The organism is Methanoregula sp. (assembly GCF_050010295.1).
GTDB lineage: Archaea > Halobacteriota > Methanomicrobia > Methanomicrobiales > Methanospirillaceae > Methanoregula.
In genome coordinates, this window is sequence record NZ_JBEKLH010000009.1 from 15600 (window position 1) to 35855 (window position 20256).

The window sequence follows — 20256 nt, forward strand, 5'->3', positions numbered from 1 at the left end:
AATGTTTGAAGACCCGCGGGATATCTTTGAGGAGATGGACGGGATGATCGCCCGTCTCTTCTCCCTGATGAACCGGGATCCCGAATCCGGTGCCCTGTCCGGCAGCTACCGGATCCTGATAAGGAACGGCGAAGAGCCGTCAGAAATGCCGGCCACCCCGGCTATTCAGCCGGGATCAGCAGACAAACCCGTGACCGAGGTCTATCATGTTGGCGATGAAGTGAAAGTAATCGCCGGGCTTCCCGGAGTGACTGAGGACCTCCTCCGCCTGGGCATCCAGCGCGGGAAACTCGTCATCGACGCGGGAGATGCGGACACCCACTACCGTACATCCGTAGCCATCCCCCCCGTTGAACCGGGATCGATGCAGCATTCTCTCAGGAACGGCGTGCTCGAAGTGACCTTCAGGAGCCTGCCCGGCTCTTCCGGCATCTGAACCGATCGGAACCGGATACCCCCCCCTCTTTTTCAAACCTTGCGCGACCGGCGTGCCATGACCGGGCCGGTGTCCTCTGGCTCCCGACATCCCGTCACGACGGGAATAATAATCCTGATATGGATCGGCACCCTACTCTACATGAAATTACGAGATCCTGACGGAGTATCCCGCGATCATCCGGTCGGGAACAGGATCATCAGGTGGTACCATAATGCTGCTCAAAGACTTCCTTGCCGAGGCAGGAACGGAAAAAAACCTGACCGAGCTCATCCTCTTCTTCAGCGAACAGGCCCGGAACGTGAGACACGGGTTCTATTGCACGATCCCCCGGACCCCTTCGGAAGAGATCACGCGCAACCAGTTCGGCGAAGAGCAGATGGAGCTCGACAAGTATGCGGATGAGATCTTCATCTCGGGACTGAAGGAGACCCGGCTGGCACGGTATATCGCAACGGAGGAACAGCCGGAGATCATCGAGGTCGAGAACCCGAAGCACCAGTTCGGGGTCGTCATCGATCCCCTCGACGGCTCGTCCCTGATCGACGTGAACCTCTGCGTGGGCTCGATCATCGGCATCTATCCCGGCCATGTCCTCGAGAAAGGGCTCTCCCTGGTTGCCGCCCTCTACATCCTCTACGGCCCCCTCACCACCCTGACCTTCACGACCGGAAAAGGTGTGCACGAGTTTGTGATGAACGATGCAGGGGAGTTCGTGCTCCGGCATAAGGACCTGAGGATCCCGGACGGGAAGATCTACGCGCCCGGCGCGCTCAGGAAAGATTACCTCCCTGCCCACAGCCAGTGGATACAGGCCCTCGAGGACGCAGGATACAAGCTCCGCTTCAGCGGCTGTTTCGTCGGAGACGTGCACCAGATACTCCACAAGGGCGGCGTCTTCGCGTACCCGGGATTCAGGGGGAAGGAGAACGGGAAGCTCCGCCTCCTGTACGAGGCAAACCCGATGGGGATGATCATCTTCCAGGCCGGTGGGGCGATCAGCAACGGGAAGGATGATATCCTCACAATCAAGCCGAAGGAGATCGGCCAGGTCACCCCGATCTACGTTGGCGGCAGGAAGGAGATCGCGCTCATTGAAACATTAATGAAGGAAGGGTGAACAAAGAGGAGTGATCAGTCTATGAAACAGCATGCATTCGGTCCCATCCCCGGGTCAACGATCCTCCGGGGCATCGCCGGCCACAAGACCATTGTGATGGCGGCCAATATCCGGATCGCCTCGGTAGCCGACGGCATCTTCCGGGCTGCAAAGGATACGGACTCGGCCGTATTCATGGAAATCGCCCGGTCGGAGAGCGATCTCAAGGGTGGCTATACCGGGCTCACCCCGCAGGTATTCTCGGAGAAGATGAACGAGGCCGCGAAGAGGGCGGAATTTGACGTCTGGGCCCTCCACGCGGATCATATCACGATAAAGAAAGGCGATGCCGCGGAGATAGACGGGACGAAAGAGTTGATCGATGCCCAGATCGGCGCCGGCTATACCTCGTTTGCGATCGATGCCTCCCACCTCTTCAATTTCGAGGGAAAGAATGTCCGGGAGGAACTGGAGGAGAATATCCGCGTCACCACCGATCTGGCACGGTATATCAAGGCAAAGATGAAGGGGACGGAGTTCGGTCTCGAGGTTGAGGTCGGCGAGATCGGCAGGAAGGACGGGAGCGGGCTGATCCTGACGAGACCCGAAGAAGCCGTCGGGTTCATCAGGGCTCTCAATGAGAACGATGTCTTCCCGCACGTGCTCGCGATCGCGAACGGCAGCACCCATGGGCACACCTACGATGCGAACGGGAACGTGGTAGAGCAGCTCTCTATCGACATCCCGCAGACGAAGGCGATCGCAAAAGCCCTCCGGGACAACAGGCTGCAGGTCGGCATCGCCCAGCACGGCATCACCGGTACTCCCCGGGATCTTATCAACCTCCACTTCCCGAAAGGGGATATCATCAAGGGCAACGTCGGCACGTTCTGGCAGGACGTGGTCTTTTCCACGCTCAAGGTGTACGAACCCGCCCTGTACAAGAGCATCCAGGACTGGACGCTGGAGAAGTACCGCCCCCTGAACGCCGGGAAATCGGACCGCCAGATATTCGACGGCAACTGCAAGATGGCGATCAAGGAATTTTTCAAGGACCTCTATTCGCTGGAAGCGGCAACCGAGCACGCGATCCAGTCGATGGCGTACGCCGAGAGCCTCATCTTCTTCCGGGCGTTCGGCGCGTACGGATCGGCATCGGTCGTGCGAAAGACACTCTAAATAAACCACCAAACTATTTTTTAACCACGGGACGATTTCTTACTGTGAAGTCTCATGCCGAAAACCACGATTTCCGTCATTAAAGCGGATGTGGGCAGTTTTCCGGGTCACTCCCGCACCCACCCCAAGCTCCTGGAAAAGGCCGCGAAGATGCTGAAGGAGCAGGAAGGGAAACTCCTGATCGACTCGTTCGTCACGCACTGCGGTGACGACCTTGAACTGATCATGACCCACACCCGGGGCGAGGACAATGAAGAGGTCCACAAGCTTGCCTGGGACGTCTTCCTGGAATGCACCAAGATAGCCAAATCGATGAAACTCTACGGGGCGGGCCAGGACCTGCTGGCCGATGCGTTCAGCGGGAATGTGAAGGGGATGGGCCCCGGGGTCGCCGAGATGGAGTTCGAGGAGCGCGGGAGCGACCCGGTGCTCATCTTCATGGCCGACAAGACCGAGCCCGGGGCCTGGAACTTCTTCCTGTACAAGATCTTTGCCGATCCGTTCAATACCGCCGGGCTGGTCATCGATCCGAGCATGCACACCGGGTTCATCTTCGAGGTACACGATGTCATCAACAAGCGCCGCATCACGTTCAAGACCCCGGAGGAGACCTATACCCTTCTCTCCTACATCGGCGCCTGTTCGCGGTACGTGATCAAGTACGTGTGGCGGAAAGACGGGATTATCGCGGCGTCGACCAGTACCCAGCGGCTGAACATCATGGCCGGAAGGTATGTCGGGAAAGACGACCCGGTCATGATCGTACGGGCGCAAAGCGGGCTCCCTTCGGTTGGGGAAGTTATAGAACCCTTCTGCACGCCGATCATCGTTGCCGGGTGGATGAGGGGGTCGCACCATGGCCCCTTCATGCCGGTCGGCGTCTGCGATGCGAACATGACACGGTTTGACGGTCCCCCCCGGGCGATCTGCCTCGGGTTCCAGGTCTGCAACGGGAAACTGATCGGGCCGGCAGATATGTTCGACGATGTCGGGTTCGACCGGGTGCGCGAACGCTGCAACGAGCTCGCCGATATTATCCGGGACCAGGGGCCGTTCGAGCCGCACCGCCTCTCGCTCGAAGAGATGGAATACACGACCCTGCCGGGGATTGAGAAGCAGTTCCGCAGCCGCTGGGAACCTATACCGGAATAATCTTTTTTTTGAGAAGAATAGGTATGAATCTTTATGTTTTTACCCGCATCATGAAAATCCCGAGATAGGTAAATATTGAGAGGTCTCCCCGCCTCAGGGCCTCTCCGAGGCACGGCGGGGCAGGAGGTTTTTCGGATTTTTTAGTCACTGATCCGCCGCGGGGGCGCCCCGCCGGGGGCGGCGGCGTTCATCATAACGGATTCACCGTACGAACTTCTTTGTAATTTTTTTCTTCAACCCGGTCCGGCGTATTGACCAAATCTGGTATCCGCATGGGCAAACTTTAATTATCTTACATCCTAAATTAGGGCAGATGGTTAACGGAATTGTTTTGCCAATAAAAAAAGTGTTTGCGCTTGTTGATTCCAAAATATCGGTTGAGATAAAGGATGAGAGACGGAAACTGCAGGGGCGCCTCATCGCGGTGGATGAATATCTGAACATCCACATGGAAGAGACTATCGAGTTTGTGGACAACCAGCGGGGAAGAAGCCTCGGTACTGTCGTAATCCGGGGCAATAATATCCTGACTATTGCACCGGTAATCTGAGCGGGTGGGGGTGGACTCTCGTGGGAGATCCTGTGGATGAAGGACTGAAGCTGATACAATCACGCCCGGAAGGAGTGCTTCAGAGCGAACTCTGGAAGGAGCTGGGTGTAGACAGCCGCAAATGTTCCCGGATCGTCAAGAAGCTGGAAGAGAACGGTCTCATTGAACGGGTCGAATTCCGGAAAGAGGGGATCAAGACCTATCTCATCCGGGCCAGACAGATGCCGGTCAATCCCTGCCATTTACTCGCAGGTGACGAGCTGATACCGTGTATCGGATGCGAGCTTGAGTGTATCGTTGAGGAATGTCACCCGCTCATGGACTGGATGTACCAGCTTGCAATTGTCGAGCACACGGAAGAATAAGACCGGTTTTTGATATTCTCCCGGGATTTTTTGAAAATATCTCTTCCGGAACCAAGGCCGGGGCCGGGCCCGCCCATCCTGCTCCGGGGAGTCATCACACCTCCTGACATCATTACCGTTCAGCGGAGTTTCCCTGCCGGCAGGTCCCAATCTCAACAACTATTTATCGCTCAACAATCCACCTCATATCAGTGAATTTCGCGCGATTTTCAGGAGATGCACCATGATCTCTGTTTTGTTTGTGGATGACAATACGGATCTCCTTGTACAAATCCGCACATTTCTCGAGAAGACGGGCGAGATGCGGGTCGAATCCGTCCATTCCATCAAACAAGCCATGGAAAAGCTCAAAGGACGGGCGTTTGATGTTATCATCTCCTACGAGCAGATACCCGAGGTGAACGGCATTGAATTCGTCTCGGACATGAATGGGATCGAATTTTTGAAATACCTCAAGTCACAGGGAAATACCACGCCGGTCCTCCTCCTCGGCAGACGTGGTGGAAACAAGGTCGCCATGCAGGAAGTCTATAACGGCCTAGAGATCACGCTGCCTAAGGGCGGGGATCCCCGCCAGTACCTCGTTGAGATCGTCAGCCTGATCAAACAGACCACGCTCCGGAAAAAGGCTGAACGGGAGCTCAAGGTCCAGAACGAGCAGCTCGCGATCATCCTCTCTGCAACACCTCTCGGGATATTCCAGGTCCGGAACGGCCTCGTCGAATGGGTGAACCGCCCGTTTGTTTCCATGCTCGGATTCGAAGAATCCTCCCTCATCGGAAAAGAGGTGAGATCTCTTTTCAGGACGCCCGAGGAATATGACCAGGTCTGCCGTGAATTTTTGATCCGGCACGACTCCCGCGGCCTCGGGTACTCGGAGTGCCGGCTCCTGAAAAAAGACGGATCCTTTCTTCCCGTTCACCTGCAGGCAAACCCTCTCGACTCCCGCGATACCACCAGAGGCGGGACATTTATCGCAACAGATATCACGGAAAAACAGAAAATTACCGACGCCCTTAAGGAGAGCGAGGCGAAATACCGGGACGTGCTCCAGAACACGCAGAGTATCATCATCCGGATGGACACGCAGGGTAATATCACGTTTTTCAACCTCTACGCTCTCACCTTCTTCGACTATACCAGCGATGAAGTGATCGGCAGGAATGTTGTCGGCACCATCGTTCCCCAGAAATCCCGGGTCCAGCACGACCTCTCGATGATGGCCAACGACCTGGGGTTCAATGCGGAGGGATATGCGGTCAATGTGAACGAGAACGTCCGCCGCAATGGTGACCGGGTCTGGATCGCATGGATAAACAAGGCTATCCGCGACGGGCAGGGCCGGATAACCGAGATCCTCTGCATCGGGAACGACATCACGGACAGGAAGCGGAGCGGGCAGGTGCGCATCAGTACCGATTCCTGGAAAGACCTCGTGGTTGGCGATACCGATATCCGGGAGGACATCTTCGACGCGGTGTTCCACATCTGCACCGAGATCTCGATCGAAGGGAGAGAAGGAAAGCCGGTCGGCACCACATTTCTTATCGGGGACACCGCGAGCGTGCTCGAAAAATCGCGCCAGATCATCCTCAACCCGTTCGAGGGGCACCGCCCCGAACTGCGGGTCATCACCAATCCCGAGCTCAAGGAAAACATCAAGGCACTTGCCCAGCTCGACGGTGCATTTGTCATCACCGGTGACGGTTTTGTCGAGGCGGTCGGGCGCTATATCACGGTCGATACCAGCGGTGTCTCCCTTCCGCCGGGCATGGGCACCCGCCACAACTCCGTTGCGGCCATCACGTCCGTGACAAAAGCGGTCGGGATCGTCGTCTCGCAGAGCGGCGGGGGGATCACGGTCTTCCGTGACGGCCGGATCCTCAAGAAGATAACGCTCTGATCGGCTCTGTTAAGATCATCGAACGCTCTCGGGGGCTACGGCAATCGTTGCCTCCGCCCCCGCCGCTGGGGCATCCCCCATGACGTGATAGTCACTCAGAAGGTTTTTGAGGAATTTTAAAGAGAACGTAATGGTTAACAAATGGGGTCAAGGGGAGCACCCCTTGGGCTGCCTCCCCCTCTGGGGGAGAGAGGGGGTCACGCTCACTACCTTTTCAGGTTTACAAAAAAATGGACTGTAATAGGATTTCTCCAGTACATTTTTGTAGAAATTTCACGATCCATGGCGGCATTCCGCCATACCGGAACTGCAGCGGTGCCGGCAGATGTTCCCCACTGCCCTGAATGCATCCATAAGGTCCGGGAAGTTGGGGATCTGGGCGTCCCGGAGGATGCGGAGGGGGGTCTTCATGCTGTCCCCGCCGATCATGCAGCCCACGATCATCTTATGGGCGTTCTTTGAGAACCGCACGATCTCGTTTGCCACCCGGATAGGGTCAGATATCGCTGACGGGACCGCGATGACAAACGCGATGTCCCAGAGGTCCTGGTTTCTGATCATGATATCGAAGGTGCGGGCGAAGCGGTCCGCGCTCGAGTCCCCCACCATGTCGATTGGGTTCTCCCGGCTCCAGTCGGGCGGCAGCACGGCATTCAGGGCATCGATAAGGTCCGGTGAAAATCTGACCAGTTCAATCCCGAATTTCTCGGCATAATCCGAAGAAAGGACGGCGAACCCTCCTGCATTGGTTATCACGACTGCCCGGGTCCCTTTCGGGTAACCCTCGGATGCCAGGAGTTCGGCAGTCTGGAATGCCTCGTGGATGGAGTCGACCGGGATGACACCGGCCTGGTGGAACGCTGCCATATATACGTCATAGCTGCCCGCAAGCGAGCCGGTATGCGAGGATGCAGCCTTCTGGCCGATGCGCGAGGACCCGGACTTGATGGCCACGACCGGCTTCGTCAGGGCGACGCGGCGCACGGAATCCATGAACCGTTTTCCATATTTGATCTGCTCGATATAGAGGATAATTGCCCGGGTGGCGGGGTCATTGCCCGCAAAGCGGATGAAGTCCTCGAAGGTCAGGTCTGCCTGGTTGCCGACACTGATCACCGAGGAGAACCCGATCTCCTCAGGGAGGCTCCAGTCGACAATGGTCGTTATGATAGCCCCGCTCTGGGATATAAATGAGATGTTGCCGGGCTTGGGTGAGACCGGGTCGAAGGTTGTATTGATCCCCTGGTAAGGGAGCATGAGCCCGAGGCAGTTGGGCCCCATGATCCGGATCCCGAACCGTCCTGCCGTTGAGACGATCTGGTCCTCGAGCTCTTTTCCCGCCGCGCTCCCCTCCCGGAACCCGGAGGATATGACGATGACAAGGGGGACCCCTTTTGTTCCCGCTTCTTCGACAATGCGGGGGACGCCGGCTGCCGGGATCGCCACAACAGCCAGATCGACTTTGTCCGGGATCACGGAGAGCGAAGGGTACGCAGTCCGCCCGAGGATTGTGGAGGCTTTCGGGTTGACCGGGTAGAGTGTTCCCGGGAAGGCGAGCAGGTTCCGGCAGATCGCGTACCCCACCTTGTTGGGGTCCTGCGATGCCCCGACAACGGCGATAGAACGGATATGGAAGAGTTCTTCCGGCACCTCGCGTACCGGTTCCTGTTGCAGTACTGGCGCCGCCGAATCATCGGTATAGAACCGTGCATCAACGGCGCAACCCCCTTTTTCGTACAGGATAAGGGGGTTGATGTCGAACTCGACAATACGGGAATCGGAGAGGAACATCCGGCACACCGCACCGATCATCCGGACGAACGCCTCTTCATCCCGCGGCGGCTCGTGGCGGAAACCGGTGATCAGCGGGTAACTGCGGAGTTCCCTGACCATCAGGCGGATCTCAGTCTCGTCGACCGGAAGAACCCGGAGAGAGACATCGTGGAGCAACTCTACCAGTTTTCCCCCGCTCCCGATCGTGATGATCTTGCCGAATGTCGGGTCGGTCTTCCCGCCCACGATGAGCTCCAGCCCCGGCAGGAGCTGCTGCTCTACCATGACCCCGTCGATCGCCGCACCCGGTTTATATGCCAGCACCGAGCGGGTGATCCGGTCAAAAGCTGTCCGGGCCTCATCAGCCGACCGTATACCGGTGACGACCCCGCCGGCATCGCTTTTGTGGACGATCTCCCGCGAGATCACCTTCAGGACGACCGGGTACCCGGTGGAATCTGCCATCCTGGCTGCATCCTCCGGGGTCTCTGCAACCGAGAAGAGCGGCACGGGAATGCCCGCGGATTTCAGCAGCATATAGCCCTCGGCTTCAGAGAGTAAGATCCGTGTCATCAGCATCGATCCTGATGTAGGGTTGTCCTGCCCGGTCTTAATGCTGATCGTGGCAGGGACCGGAGAACGGGGTTTTGCCGGACGAGTACGGGCGGTTGGTTTTCAGGCACTCCGCCATCTCCGCAAGTATGGGGGAGATTGCATGGTCGCGCCGGAACCGGTCGCGGATGAGTTCAGCAAGGCTCCCCCTGAGGATCCGCTCCCGTATCACCGGAAGGTAGAGCCGTTCATCCTCCGTGGCATGGCGCCAGGCGGCAGTGTACAGCCGTTCGAGTTCAGGCCTGAACGCTGCAGTGCCGTCCCGGATGGCCTCCTCCAGGAGACCCAGCAGGGCATCCTGGCCGGTCTCTACCGGCAGGGAGCGGCAGCGGAGGAGCGCCCGGACAAATGCGCAGACCGCCATGTCCGAGTGGATGGACTCCTGTTCATCGAGCGCCTTGATCTCGAGGCACCTCCGCGAGAACCGTATGATGAGCCCGCCCGAGTTCACCCATTCCTCGCAGAGAATATCGGCGCCGCGGTCATGGAGCGCGGAAAAGATACCGTCCTGCACGGCTTGGTAATCCTTTACGCTCCGGATCGGGGATGGGACTACATGGTTGCAGATCAGCGGTATCTCCTTCTGGTTATCCCGGTAGCAGACCAGCCGGGTGTCGCAGGTCCCGGTCAGTTCTCCTTCAACGAGCGGCGATGAAGCGGTGACCGCGACGAGATAGGGCAGCAGGGTGCGGACCTTGTTATAGGTCGAAACGAGTTCTCTCTCCCCGGAGTACGAAAGGTTGATCTGCAGCGCCTGGATATTCAGCCAGCCGTGCTGCCGGATATTGAAGAGCCGGTCGTATGCCTCGTAATACTCACCTTCGTCATGGTCCCAGACGGGGATCTCGTGGAGGCGGGCTGTCGGGTGCATCCCGAGGCCGAGGAGGTGGTATCTCCCGGAAAAGATGTGGTAGAATTTCCTGATGCCGCTGGTGAGCTGGGTTTCCAGGTGTTCAAGCTCATCAGCCGGTCTCCGGGGGATGATCTCGAGGACGGTCTTCTGGAGTTCTTTTCCCAGCTTCACATCCCCGAACAGGATCTCGCTCTCGTACCTGCCGCAGACCGTCCTGAGGATCTGGTCGGATACCGGACAGACGTTGAACTGTGGGTCGTTGATGGAGAACTCGTGCTCAGTGCCGATGGTCATGGATTGTACTGCCGCGGGATCTCGGCCACTTTCTCGGTCTCCGGCTCTTCGATACGGCAGATGGCCTCCAGTTCTTCTTCCGAAAGGTCTGCGACCAGACGGGTGATGCTCTTCACCGCACGTTCGTACTGCTGCTCATACGCTGCCGGGGTGTCCCTGAGGAGCCGGACCAGAGGGCAGATGCTCTCGTATTTCAGGTAGATCGCGATGACATCTTCTTCTACGTCAAACGTGAACGGGCCTGCACGGCAGGTCTCCGGTTTGATGTCGTGGATGGAACATCTGCCGTCGATCCACTGGACGCAGGTGCCGTCAGGGCGGGTCTTCAGGCGGCGGTACCCGTCCAGTTCGAAAGCGTCTGCCGGGACTCCCGCAGCTGTGAGCCTCCGGTAACAGTGTTCAGAGATCGGGGGATGCGCGCCGTCGCAGCAGTGCCCCCCGCAGCGCAGGCAGCAGGTTTCGGGACGGACCAGCCGGTCTTCGGTCATTTTTTTATCTCACTTCGCAAAAAGGTGGGTAACGATCTGTTCGTAGACCTGCGGGTAACAGGTATCCTCCCCGCTTTCAAGCGAGGGGTTGTCGTTCACCTCAATAACGTACGCGTCGCCATTATTATTTTTTATGTCCACGCCGTACAGGCCACGCCCGATCGCGTTCGCCGCATCGATGCCCAGCCGGACGACATGCGGGGGCACGGACTGTTCCGGAACACTCTCGACCCCGCAATAGACGAGGTGCCCGTTGACCGAGGCCTGGATCTTGAACGTCACGGACGGGATGGTATACTTGCAGACATACAGGAGTTTTCCGTCGAGGACCCCGATCCGCCAGTCGTACTTGCTCGCGACAAACTGCTGCACGACAATCCAGTCCGAGAGCCGGATGAACCGCCTGGCGACGCGGAAAAATCCGGCAATGTCGCTCACCTTCTCCACTCTCAGGGAGAAGGATGTCGAAGGTTCCTTGAGGATCAGCGGCGAACCCAGCTCGTCGAAGAGTTTTGTTACGCACTCCACCGACAGGTCCCGTTTTGAGAGGAAGACGGTCCCTGGCAGCGGGACCTGCTTCCGGATCAGGTGGGAGTACATGTTGACTTTGTCAGAACAGATCTGGATGGACTGCGGGTCGTCAATGACCGGTATGCCGTGAAACGCCGCCATCCGCGCGGCAACGTACGTGACATTCATCGGGTCGGTCCGGGCGCGGATGAAGAGCGCGTCCATCTTCGTGATCTTGCTGATATCTACCGGGAAGATGAAGTCCACGCCATGGCCCATCTCCTCTGCAACGTCCCGGCAGTGGATCAGGGCGTTGAGCTGCTCGGAGTTCGACATCGTCTTCCGGTCCACAAAGATGCCGAGCCTGCTCATAGGAATTCCTGCTGTGCCAGATATGCGGAGAGGAGCGCACGCTCTTCTCCGGAGAGCTGCGGGTATCTCGTCCAGGAAAGCGAGGAGAGGAGATACCGGTCGTGATCGTTCACCAGCACAAGGGTGATCAGCGGGATGGCAAAGAGGTCATACACCCTCTCAGCGAGCCGGGCCACGTCATCGCATTTTCCGGCAGTCCTGCCGAAGACCGAGATACAGGAGTGTATCGTTGCACTATCGTCCAGCTTCTGGTAGCAGAACGGGTATTTTCCCCTGTTGGTGATATGCCTGATCACGTCTTTTGCCTCTTCATTGTCCCGGACCACGCAGTAATCCGAGGTATTGGCAAAGTAGTTCAGGCCGTACAGAATTGACGGGAACGGGGCATATCCCTGGGATATCGCCCAGTCGCAGACCGGAATGCCGGCAAGGTGTGCCCGTTCCAGACAGACGGGGACAACGCAGGCATCGAGCACGGCGCAGCTCGCGGGCTGCACGGGCTTACCGTCAAGTTCGTGCCGGAGAATCGAGTAGTAGGGTTCGGTCTTGTAGGAATAGCTCTCGGCAATAATATGAGATGCGCCCTCCCGCCACACTGTAAATACGGAATCCTTTGCAATGAGCGGTTCCCGTTTCCCGTTCACCCGCCGGTGCGTGAAAAGGGCGGGAACGGTTTTGATATCGGAGCGGTATCCGGCAGATGCCATGCGTGGAACACAGGTGTGCGCCGGTTCCGGCAGGCCGCCGGACGGGAGGGGATGACCCCGGCTATCGTTCATCCGGGGATCAGCCCGCTGGTGTGCCGGCGTGTCATACTACGGCATCTGGTTCTGTCAGAGAGATGCAGGGTAATCCCGGGACGACGCTGTCGTCCGAAGGAGACCCGTTGTCCCGGACCTGCACGTTGCAGGAATCCCCCTTGTGGAAAAAAGGAGAAGAATGCCCGATGGGCCTCTTCACTGTCGTCGGCGCTGTCCGGGCTGTCACTCATATCAAACACGAATCCAATATCATGGCCATTGGATTCTCGTTAACAGCTGTATCTTCCCTTTCTTTAAACATTTTGCTCTCCGGCAAAAAAATATCCGGTGGTTATATATGGTCTGATGAGGGGATTCCACAAAAAACCCGAATCGCGCCATCATGCGAAGCGATGTTCTGCCGTAACACTCTCTGAACAACCGGTTTTAACAATAAAATTGATATGATCTTATCACCATCAGTAATCAACCATGCACATACCAACACCGGAAGAGCTCCGATCGCGCCGGGAATCCCTTGGCATGAAGCAGACCGAGCTGGCAAAACGCGCCGGGATCAGCCAGTCCATGGTAGCACGGATCGAGGCGGGAAATGTCGATCCCCGGGTCAGCACCCTCAACAAGATCATCGTGGTCCTGAACAGTGCCGAACCCAGGAAGATCAGGGCAGTGCAGATCATGCACACCCCGGTCCTGGCCGTCCAGCCTCAGGACGCTATCGGCCGTGCCGTGGAGATCTTTGAGAAGAACAATATCTCCCAGCTGCCGGTCATCGAACGCGGCGTGCCGGTGGGGTGCATATCCGAATCGGTCATCGTCAGGGCGATCGAGCAGCAGCGCCTCCATAAGACCCACCTCTTCTTTGTCCGGGACTTTATGGAGACCGGGTTTCCCACGGTGCCTCCCGATATGGACGTCGAGACGGTCGTCAATATCCTGCAGCAGAACCATGCCGTCCTCGTCGTTGAAGGGAGGACGGTGCGGGGCGTGATCACCAAACACGACCTGATCTCCCTGATCATCTGATTAACCGGAGTTTTCGCAAAATCCATCGGAATGCGGGGATTCCCCAAAATATATATAGTATCTATAGCGGACGGTTAATTATCGTGGTTTTGACCGCGAATCCGGAGTTTTTACGATGGCAGAAGAATCAGCAGAAATCAGCAGTATGACGGTAATCGGAATCGGGATCGTACTATTCATCGTTATTCTGGGAGTCTGGTACCTGTTCTTGAAATAACGAATGACCCTGCCACCCGTTTTTTAAAAATCTCCACACAATCACCCGGGGAAAATCCAAAAAAATACCATTATCTCTCCGAAAGGGCAGCCCGCAGCGGAGCGTCGGCAATTGTCAGTCAACGTTGCACCTTCTCCGGAGGGAGGGGGATTACCTCCCTTACCTGTGTGGTATCAAAAATAGGTCCCGGATCAGAGTTTTGAGACAAGGTCCCTGAGGACCGCACCCGGCTCTTTGGATTTGACCACGCTCGAAGCGAGCAGTACCCCGTCAGTACCGAGATCGACCGCGATCCGGACGCAGTCCCCGGACTGGATCCCGGCCCCGGTCAGCACCCTGACGTTCGGGCTGACCGCGTGGACCGCCGCCACGGAACGCCGGATGATCTCCGGGTTCGCTTTTGAGACCGAGACACCGCTTCCGATGAGCTCCGGCGGCTCGATTGCCACGTAATCGGGCGATAAAGCTGCAGCCCCGGCACTGGTCACCTCGTTATTGGAACAGACGACCGAGATGAGTTTATGCGCCCGGAGTCCCCGGACCGAGGCCTCGATCTCCGCAAGGGTCAGCCGCCGCTCCGAGTGGTTGACAAGGGATCCAGCAGCCCCGGCGGTCCGGATCGCATCGACCGTGATATGGCCGGTGTTTGCGCCGGGTTCGCACCCGTCGACATGCTGGGCATAGACCGGGAGGGAAAAGTGGTGGCAGATCGGGTGGAGGTCGATATAGGAAGGGGCGATGCCGATCGTGACCCCGCTCTCCTTTGCCACCAGTTGTGCTGCGTTCGCGATCATGTGGGCGCGGTTCCCCGTCCCTTCCCTGTACGTTTTCAGGTTTACCAGAATCAAGGGTGAAGCCATATCAGAATCTCCTCCGGACTGCTGCGGATCTCAGTTACACCATTTTGACTATGGTATGATGAATATTTGGACGCCGTTTCCCGGGCTGCTGTCAGGTCCGGAGCCCCCGTATGAAATGGCCGGCCGTGATACCGCCGAGTGCGATCTGCCGGACGCGCTCCCTGAGGGATTTCAGCACGGCAGAATTTCCCTCCGCAGGACCGGTATTGACCGTATCGACTGCCTCGCGGTAGATCCGGCAGATCTCCCAGGTATATGCCGGTGTTCTCCCCCGCGTGTCTATGACCGCTTCTGAAACGCCCGCGGCCAGGAGCGACGGGAGGTGGTCGATGAGGCAGGTCTCGACGGCATTGCCGATCCTCGTCCGGCACTCCCCGTCCATACGTACCGGGAAGAGATGGCCGGTGGTGTCCCTGATGCCCAGGAACCGCCCGGCGCTCTTCCCGGTATCAGGGTTTTTCCCGGCGCAGTCTAGGTGGTTCCTGACGAGGCAGTCATCGGTGATCATGGCCTCGCCGGTACCCTCGGCAATGACCGCGAAATCCGGGCTGTCCGCTCCTGCCCGGGCGAGCCGGACAAGGGAGATGATCTCTTTGCCGGAGAGTTCCGGGGAGAGCGTCAGGAGCCTGGCCCCGGGCAGTGCGTTGAGAGCCGCCGCATGGTTGAAGATATTGAGCCCGGTCGAACCCGACAATACAAGGGAAGGCTCCTCCCGGAGGAGGGCATCTCCCGTTCCGGCGTTCCCGACCATGCATTCGCAGGCGCCCTGCCGGAAAAGGCCCGGAACTGAGGGGAGTACTTTTTCGAGATACGTATCCCGGGTGATGCGGGGGAATTTCCAGACAAACCCGGCACCTGAAGCCCGGCAGATGGTCATGGCTTCCAGAATCCGGTTCGCACATGAATCGTGGGTACCGTTCCCGCTGCAACGGTGTTCCGGCAGGGTAAAATCCGGCTCAAAATAGATCTTCCCGCATCCGGCAGCCGCCAGTTCCCTGACACCGTCGATCGAGTCGGTATAGGCAGCGAGCCGGAGCCTGGAAGGCCGACGGGTATCTCCCCGAAGGGCGGGGGACCGGTAATGCGGCGCCAGTCCCGCCCACCGCTCCCGCGCCCGGCCCAGTTCCTCTTCTCCGGGAAGTGACGCGGCTATGAGCGCATCCCCTGCAGTTACAAGGAACTCCCTCCTCATGCGGTTGAGCTCAGCGAGTGGCGCAAACAGGCTGCCGGAGTAGGTGAGGCTCAGGTCCCGGATCAGAAATGGCGTCCCGCCGCTCTTTTTCAGCCGGGTCTCCAGCTGGTCCCTTGTGACCGGCTGCGATCGTGCCGGTTCCATGCGGAGGTCCGGGCGGAAACTGACCCCAGTCACGTTCCCGTCAGGGCGTTGGATCTTCCCGTCGAAGAGCAGCGTGCCGTCATCCGTGACGGAAACCGCGAGGTCGATGGGAACTGCCCTGAGCGTGCCGGCGGGAGGATGGGCAACAGCCCGCCGTATTCTTCCATCGAGCTCCCGCGAGAACGTGATGGAGACGGCAGAGCCGGGACTGACCGGGCGGGGGACCGGGAGACAGATCTCCGCGCCATTCCGGACCGGTTCGGTGTTGAGGGAAAATCCCGTCCCGTTCCCGGACATCTCCGGGCCGGAGATGAGCAGGCCGTCCCCGGGGGCGGGGAGGACCGGGCTGTCGAGCCTGACGGTTGCGCAGGAGGTCTTCCGGTCGTACCGGGTGACGGTCCCGATGCGGAGCCCCCGGTTGCCCGGGGCCTCCCTTCCCATGAGCGTATCATAGCGGTCGCCGGACAGGTAGCCCCGGGTGAACCCGCGGTTGAAGGCGAGGAGGAGGTCGCGGTATGCTTCCGGAGACTCGTGATAGTTTCCCGCAGCAATGGCATCGAGAGCTCTCCGGTATGCCATGACGACCGTTGCCACGTATTCCGGGGATTTCATCCGCCCCTCGATCTTGAGCGAGACGACCGGGGATAAGGCAAGCTCGGGGAGGTGGCGGAACGTGCAGAGATCCTTCGGGGAGAGCAGGTAGGGTCCCCGCGACGGGACTTCGGCGAGTCCGAGCGGGCGGCCATAAGGGTCGGTCCCGCCGGTTACGAGCGTATAGGGCTTCCGGCAGGGCTGGGCGCACATGCCGCGGTTCCCGCTCCTGCCACCGATGAGCGAGGAGAGGAGGCACTGGCCGGAGTAGCTGTAGCAGAGTGCGCCGTGGGCAAAGACTTCGAGGCCGACACCGCTCTCCCGCGTCTCATCCGCAATGCGGCTGACTTCGGCAAGGGAGAGTTCGCGGGCGAGGACGACCCGGGAAAATCCCATTGCGGCAGCCCGGCGCACGCCCCCGGCATTGTGGACGGTCATCTGGGTCGAGGCATGGAGCGGAAGAGCGGGTACCACCTCGCGTGCCAGGGCGGCAAGACCTGCATCCTGGACGAGGACTGCGTCTGTCCCGACGGAGTAGAGCCAGAGCAGGTAGTCCATGGCGTCAGCCAGTTCCCGGTCGTGGATGAGGGTGTTGACCGTGACGTAGAGCCGGATGCCATGCGCATGCGCGTGCCGGACCGCGTCCCGGATCTCATCATCGGAAAAGTTGGGGGCGTATTTCCGTGCACCGAACCGTTTCCCGCTCAGGTACACTGCATCCGCCCTAGCCGCTACGGCGGCCCGGAATGCTTCCGGCGAGCCTGCAGGTGCGAGGAGTTCGGGAACCGGCCGCGTTTTTTCCCGGGCCGGAGATCCGGGGATGCAGGTGCCGGTCATGAAGCGAACACCCCGAGCAGGCCGATGGTTGCCAGGATCGTGAGGATCAGTGCTGCACAGTAACCGGCAATGGTTATCGCAAGCGAGAGGTATTCCCGCCATCCCATCACCCATGAGAGCGGCGCACAGATGTATACGCCAAGGAGGATCTCGCAGGGGACGAGACCGAGGATGCCGTACTTCTCCGTCACCTTTGAACTGCGGGCGAGCTGGTGCGTCTTTTCAAGGAACCGGGCCACAGGAGCCGAAGTCTTCCCAATCGTAGCGAAGATGTCGAACAGCCCGAGAAAGATACCGGTCTCGGTACAGATCAGGACGTAAAAGACGAAGAGCGGAGGGAGACCGAGGGCGATACCGATGGGCGCGGCGCCGTACTCGATCAGGAAGCCGCCGGTGATCAGGGCGAAGGCGGGTGCAGGAGGAAGGCCGAAGAGAAGGACGGGGACGAGAGGGAGAACAACCGCCAGAAGGACACACCTCCCGAGCGCCCCTGCAAGCTTTTGCAGGAATTGTGAGATCCTCTCATACTCCATAGCCGTGATCATAGTGTCTGCACGGGAGGGAATAAACAGGTATTGTCATTCACCGGCTCCAGCGGTCCCGGAAGGTTGCCGGCCGATCACGATGCAGGCCGGGCGTATCTTTTTCTGAACTGCCGCCCAACCCCCATTGATGAAGATTGTTGCAGCGCTGACCGATCCTTCGCATGCCGCACGGGCGCAGGCACAGGGTGCCGACCTGGTCGAGCTCCGCCTCGACCTCATGGACGGGGACCCGGTGGAGATATTCGAAGCGAGCCGGAAGGACTGCTCGCTGCCGGTCATTGCGACACTCCGCTCCGCACGGGAAGGGGGGCAGTATTTCGGGAACGCGGACGAATGGATGGAAAAGATCGGCCCGCTCATCCCGCTCGCGGACTATATCGATATCGAGCAGCCGTTCTCGCAGCACGCCCCGTCCGTCCGCGGGGCAGGCAGGACGATCATCGCATCGCACCATGCGGGATCGATGATTCCCCTCGATGCGCTCTTCATGCTGGAACGTGAGCTCCGGGTATACGGGGAGATCCCCAAGATCGTGGTCACCCCCTCGGACAACGACGATCTCATCGACCTGATCTCCTTCACCGAGGCAGCGAAGAAGCCGGTCTGCACTGGTGTGACCGGGGCGCAGTTCCGGTATGCCCGGGCCATACTCCCCCTCTTCGGATCGGAGTTCGTGTACTGCCATACCGGTGCCACGACGGCAGAAGGGCAGTACTCGGTGGAGGAATTTGTCTCCCTGATGAACCTGATGAACCGGATGCCATAACACGGCATCGATCTTTTTTACGTCCTGCATCCGGGAACTGCCGGCGGTTATTCCAAAATCCGGAAAGTTCCATAATCATTATCATCTCCGGTTCAGAAGCGGACATATCCGTATCCACTGGGTGGAGACGGGACCGCGTTTCCGGTGACTGAAATGACCGTGATCTATCCATATGGAAAAAACGATGCGCCTGTAAAGTGGGTTTCCACTGAATGGCTGGCCGGCCACCTTGGTGACCGGGACCTGATGATACTCGACTGCCAGCCGAATATCCACGAATACATTCAGGACCATATCCCCGGGGCAGTGTACTGGCACGAGGGGCTTTTCCGGATCCACGAGGGTCCGATACCTACCCGCTGGATCCCTCCGGAGGCAGCCCGGATCCTGTTCGGGACGCTCGGCCTTGAACCGGAGAGACCTGTCGTCGTGTACTCGAGCTCCGGGCCGCTCAGTGCCTGTGCTGCGTTCATCGGCGACGGGCTGGAACAGACCATGGTCGCTTACACGCTGGCGCGGTACGGCCACCGGAAGGTGTATATCCTCGACGGCGGGTTTGAGAAATGGAAAGAGGAGAACCGCCCCCTGACCCGCGAATACGGCGTCACGAAACCTTCGGTATTCAGGGTACAGCTGAGAACCGAATATTTCATCGGGTATGACGAATTCCGGAAGATCAAGGACAATCCCGACGTGATCCTGCTCGACGCCCGCCCGGCTGCGTTTTACGAGGGGCAGGGGCCGTGGATCAAGCCCGGGCACATCCCCGGGGCGGTCAGCCTGCCCTGGAAGAGCCTTATGGACGACCGGAACAGGAAGCTCCTGAAACCGGAGGACCAGATCCTCGCGCTGATAAGGGCCGCGGGGGTCACTCCTGAGAAGACGATCATCTGTTCGTGCGGTACCGGCCGTGAAGCGACCAACGAGTTTGTCCTCTTCCGCTGCTACTTCGGGTACCCGAAGGTCCGGATCTACGAGGGGTCGTTCACCGAATGGGTGTCGTACAAAGGGAACCCGGTGGTGACCGGGAAGAACCCCCGCTGATTTTTTTGAGTATTTCCCGCCAGGCAGGCAGAGCTTTTTCTGCGCAGGCAGACCCTGGATGGAGCGTGGAACCGGACCGGCCGGATTACCGCAAATGCCCCGTCCATGGCGGCGATTTTCCTGAGCATCGCCCCGGAAAGGGTTCGCAATCCCCCACGTTCCATCAGAAGAATGCCATTACCCGTATCGCGATATTTTTTCCGATGATCGCACAACAGCAGCGGACCGCACGAGTACGGCTATCCCTGTTTTTTATCCCCATGCAGGTCCCGCGTGAGGTTCTGCTGCATCCTGGCACGTGCAGTAAACCTGCGTATCTCCCGTATCACGACCATGGAGTTGATCCCGATCACCACGATCACAAACATCAGGCTTACCCAGAGCATCGTCCCCTGCGAAGAGAGGAAGACTGCCCAGAGCAGCATCACAAAAGCGATCAGGTAAAATACAACCCATAACCGGATGGACGGGAGTTCCATGGCTCAACCCATTTCCTGCTTCTCGAAGTAGTGATAGTGGCTGAATGGTTATTTAGGTAGCCCATGCGTCAGCGTTTCTTCTAAAAATTGAACCATTCAAAATATGATGATAGGTTGATACCCCCAATCCCCAATGACGATGAACGCCGCCGCAGTCGAAGAACTCTGATGAGTTCTTCTCATCCTAGAGGTTCTGATGAACCTCTTC

19 protein-coding genes are annotated in these 20256 nt (G+C 58.7%); 10 read left to right on the plus strand and 9 right to left on the minus strand.

The features are described from left to right. Position 1 precedes the first annotated feature (1 nt). The 7 genes from ABSB80_RS11005 (at position 2) to ABSB80_RS11035 (ending at position 6684) form a co-directional block, all read left to right on the plus strand. Complete coding sequence (locus ABSB80_RS11005) at positions 2-436, plus strand: Hsp20/alpha crystallin family protein (RefSeq protein ID WP_428370666.1); 435 nt, start codon at positions 2-4, stop codon at positions 434-436. A 214-nt stretch (positions 437-650) separates the two neighbouring features. Continuing rightward, positions 651-1556 (plus strand): class 1 fructose-bisphosphatase, encoded by a 906-nt coding sequence (locus ABSB80_RS11010; protein ID WP_428370667.1) that lies wholly within the window; start codon positions 651-653, stop codon positions 1554-1556. Positions 1557-1577: 21 nt separating this feature from the next. Then, positions 1578-2714 carry a class II fructose-bisphosphate aldolase gene (locus ABSB80_RS11015; protein WP_428370668.1) on the plus strand — a complete coding sequence of 379 codons (1137 nt, stop codon included), beginning with the start codon at positions 1578-1580 and terminating at the stop codon, positions 2712-2714. Between the two features lie 54 nt (positions 2715-2768). Further along, the gene (gene fbp / locus ABSB80_RS11020; protein ID WP_428370669.1) at positions 2769-3866 is read left to right on the plus strand and encodes a fructose-1,6-bisphosphate aldolase/phosphatase; all 1098 of its coding nucleotides are present in this window, start codon (positions 2769-2771) and stop codon (positions 3864-3866) included. Positions 3867-4179: 313 nt separating this feature from the next. Continuing rightward, entirely contained in the window at positions 4180-4416 is a 237-nt protein-coding gene (locus ABSB80_RS11025; RefSeq protein ID WP_428370670.1) for an LSM domain-containing protein, read from the plus strand. Between the two features lie 20 nt (positions 4417-4436). Continuing rightward, the gene (locus tag ABSB80_RS11030; protein WP_428370671.1) at positions 4437-4781 is read left to right on the plus strand and encodes a helix-turn-helix transcriptional regulator; all 345 of its coding nucleotides are present in this window, start codon (positions 4437-4439) and stop codon (positions 4779-4781) included. A 223-nt stretch (positions 4782-5004) separates the two neighbouring features. Next, positions 5005-6684, plus strand: coding sequence for a PAS domain S-box protein (locus tag ABSB80_RS11035; RefSeq protein WP_428370672.1), 1680 nt, complete (start codon positions 5005-5007; stop codon positions 6682-6684). Positions 6685-6957: 273 nt separating this feature from the next. Here ABSB80_RS11035 and ABSB80_RS11040 read toward each other — a convergent pair whose 3' ends face one another. From ABSB80_RS11040 to ABSB80_RS11060, 5 genes are read right to left on the minus strand one after another with little or no spacing between them, the layout of a single operon-like run. After that, positions 6958-9030 carry an acetate--CoA ligase family protein gene (locus tag ABSB80_RS11040; protein ID WP_428370673.1) on the minus strand — a complete coding sequence of 691 codons (2073 nt, stop codon included), beginning with the start codon at positions 9028-9030 and terminating at the stop codon, positions 6958-6960. 37 nt (positions 9031-9067) lie between these two features. Further along, on the minus strand, positions 9068-10216 hold the full coding sequence (locus ABSB80_RS11045) for a glutamate-cysteine ligase family protein (protein ID WP_428370674.1): 1149 nt from the start codon (positions 10214-10216) through the stop codon (positions 9068-9070). After that, positions 10213-10704: a YkgJ family cysteine cluster protein gene (locus ABSB80_RS11050; protein WP_428370675.1), complete on the minus strand. Its 492-nt coding sequence runs from the start codon at positions 10702-10704 to the stop codon at positions 10213-10215. Before ABSB80_RS11050 ends, ABSB80_RS11045 begins: the two co-directional genes overlap by 4 nt. Positions 10705-10713: 9 nt before the next feature. Continuing rightward, entirely contained in the window at positions 10714-11586 is an 873-nt protein-coding gene (locus tag ABSB80_RS11055) for an ATP-grasp domain-containing protein (protein ID WP_428370676.1), read from the minus strand. Further along, positions 11583-12293 carry a RimK-like ATPgrasp N-terminal domain-containing protein gene (locus ABSB80_RS11060; RefSeq protein WP_428370677.1) on the minus strand — a complete coding sequence of 237 codons (711 nt, stop codon included), beginning with the start codon at positions 12291-12293 and terminating at the stop codon, positions 11583-11585. The genes ABSB80_RS11055 and ABSB80_RS11060 overlap by 4 nt, the downstream gene beginning before the upstream one ends. Before the next feature lie 525 nt (positions 12294-12818). Between ABSB80_RS11060 and ABSB80_RS11065 the strand changes: the two genes are divergently transcribed. Then, positions 12819-13373 carry a CBS domain-containing protein gene (locus ABSB80_RS11065; RefSeq protein ID WP_428370678.1) on the plus strand — a complete coding sequence of 185 codons (555 nt, stop codon included), beginning with the start codon at positions 12819-12821 and terminating at the stop codon, positions 13371-13373. A gap of 408 nt (positions 13374-13781) precedes the next feature. On the opposite strand, the gene tpiA is transcribed toward ABSB80_RS11065, so the two are convergent. The 3 genes from tpiA to ABSB80_RS11080 all read right to left on the minus strand — a co-directional run bounded on the left by tpiA (position 13782) and on the right by ABSB80_RS11080 (position 17747). After that, positions 13782-14450, minus strand: coding sequence for a triose-phosphate isomerase (tpiA, locus tag ABSB80_RS11070; RefSeq protein ID WP_428370679.1), 669 nt, complete (start codon positions 14448-14450; stop codon positions 13782-13784). A gap of 91 nt (positions 14451-14541) precedes the next feature. After that, positions 14542-17214, minus strand: coding sequence for a U32 family peptidase (locus tag ABSB80_RS11075; protein WP_428370680.1), 2673 nt, complete (start codon positions 17212-17214; stop codon positions 14542-14544). Beyond that, complete coding sequence (locus tag ABSB80_RS11080) at positions 17211-17747, minus strand: hypothetical protein (protein ID WP_428370681.1); 537 nt, start codon at positions 17745-17747, stop codon at positions 17211-17213. Before ABSB80_RS11080 ends, ABSB80_RS11075 begins: the two co-directional genes overlap by 4 nt. Positions 17748-17886: 139 nt before the next feature. Between ABSB80_RS11080 and ABSB80_RS11085 the strand changes: the two genes are divergently transcribed. Then, the gene (locus ABSB80_RS11085; RefSeq protein ID WP_428370682.1) at positions 17887-18525 is read left to right on the plus strand and encodes a type I 3-dehydroquinate dehydratase; all 639 of its coding nucleotides are present in this window, start codon (positions 17887-17889) and stop codon (positions 18523-18525) included. Positions 18526-18678: 153 nt separating this feature from the next. Beyond that, on the plus strand, positions 18679-19569 hold the full coding sequence (locus ABSB80_RS11090; protein WP_428370683.1) for a sulfurtransferase: 891 nt from the start codon (positions 18679-18681) through the stop codon (positions 19567-19569). 239 nt (positions 19570-19808) lie between these two features. Here ABSB80_RS11090 and ABSB80_RS11095 read toward each other — a convergent pair whose 3' ends face one another. Continuing rightward, positions 19809-20048 (minus strand): hypothetical protein, encoded by a 240-nt coding sequence (locus ABSB80_RS11095; RefSeq protein ID WP_428370684.1) that lies wholly within the window; start codon positions 20046-20048, stop codon positions 19809-19811. Positions 20049-20256: the final 208 nt, after the last annotated feature.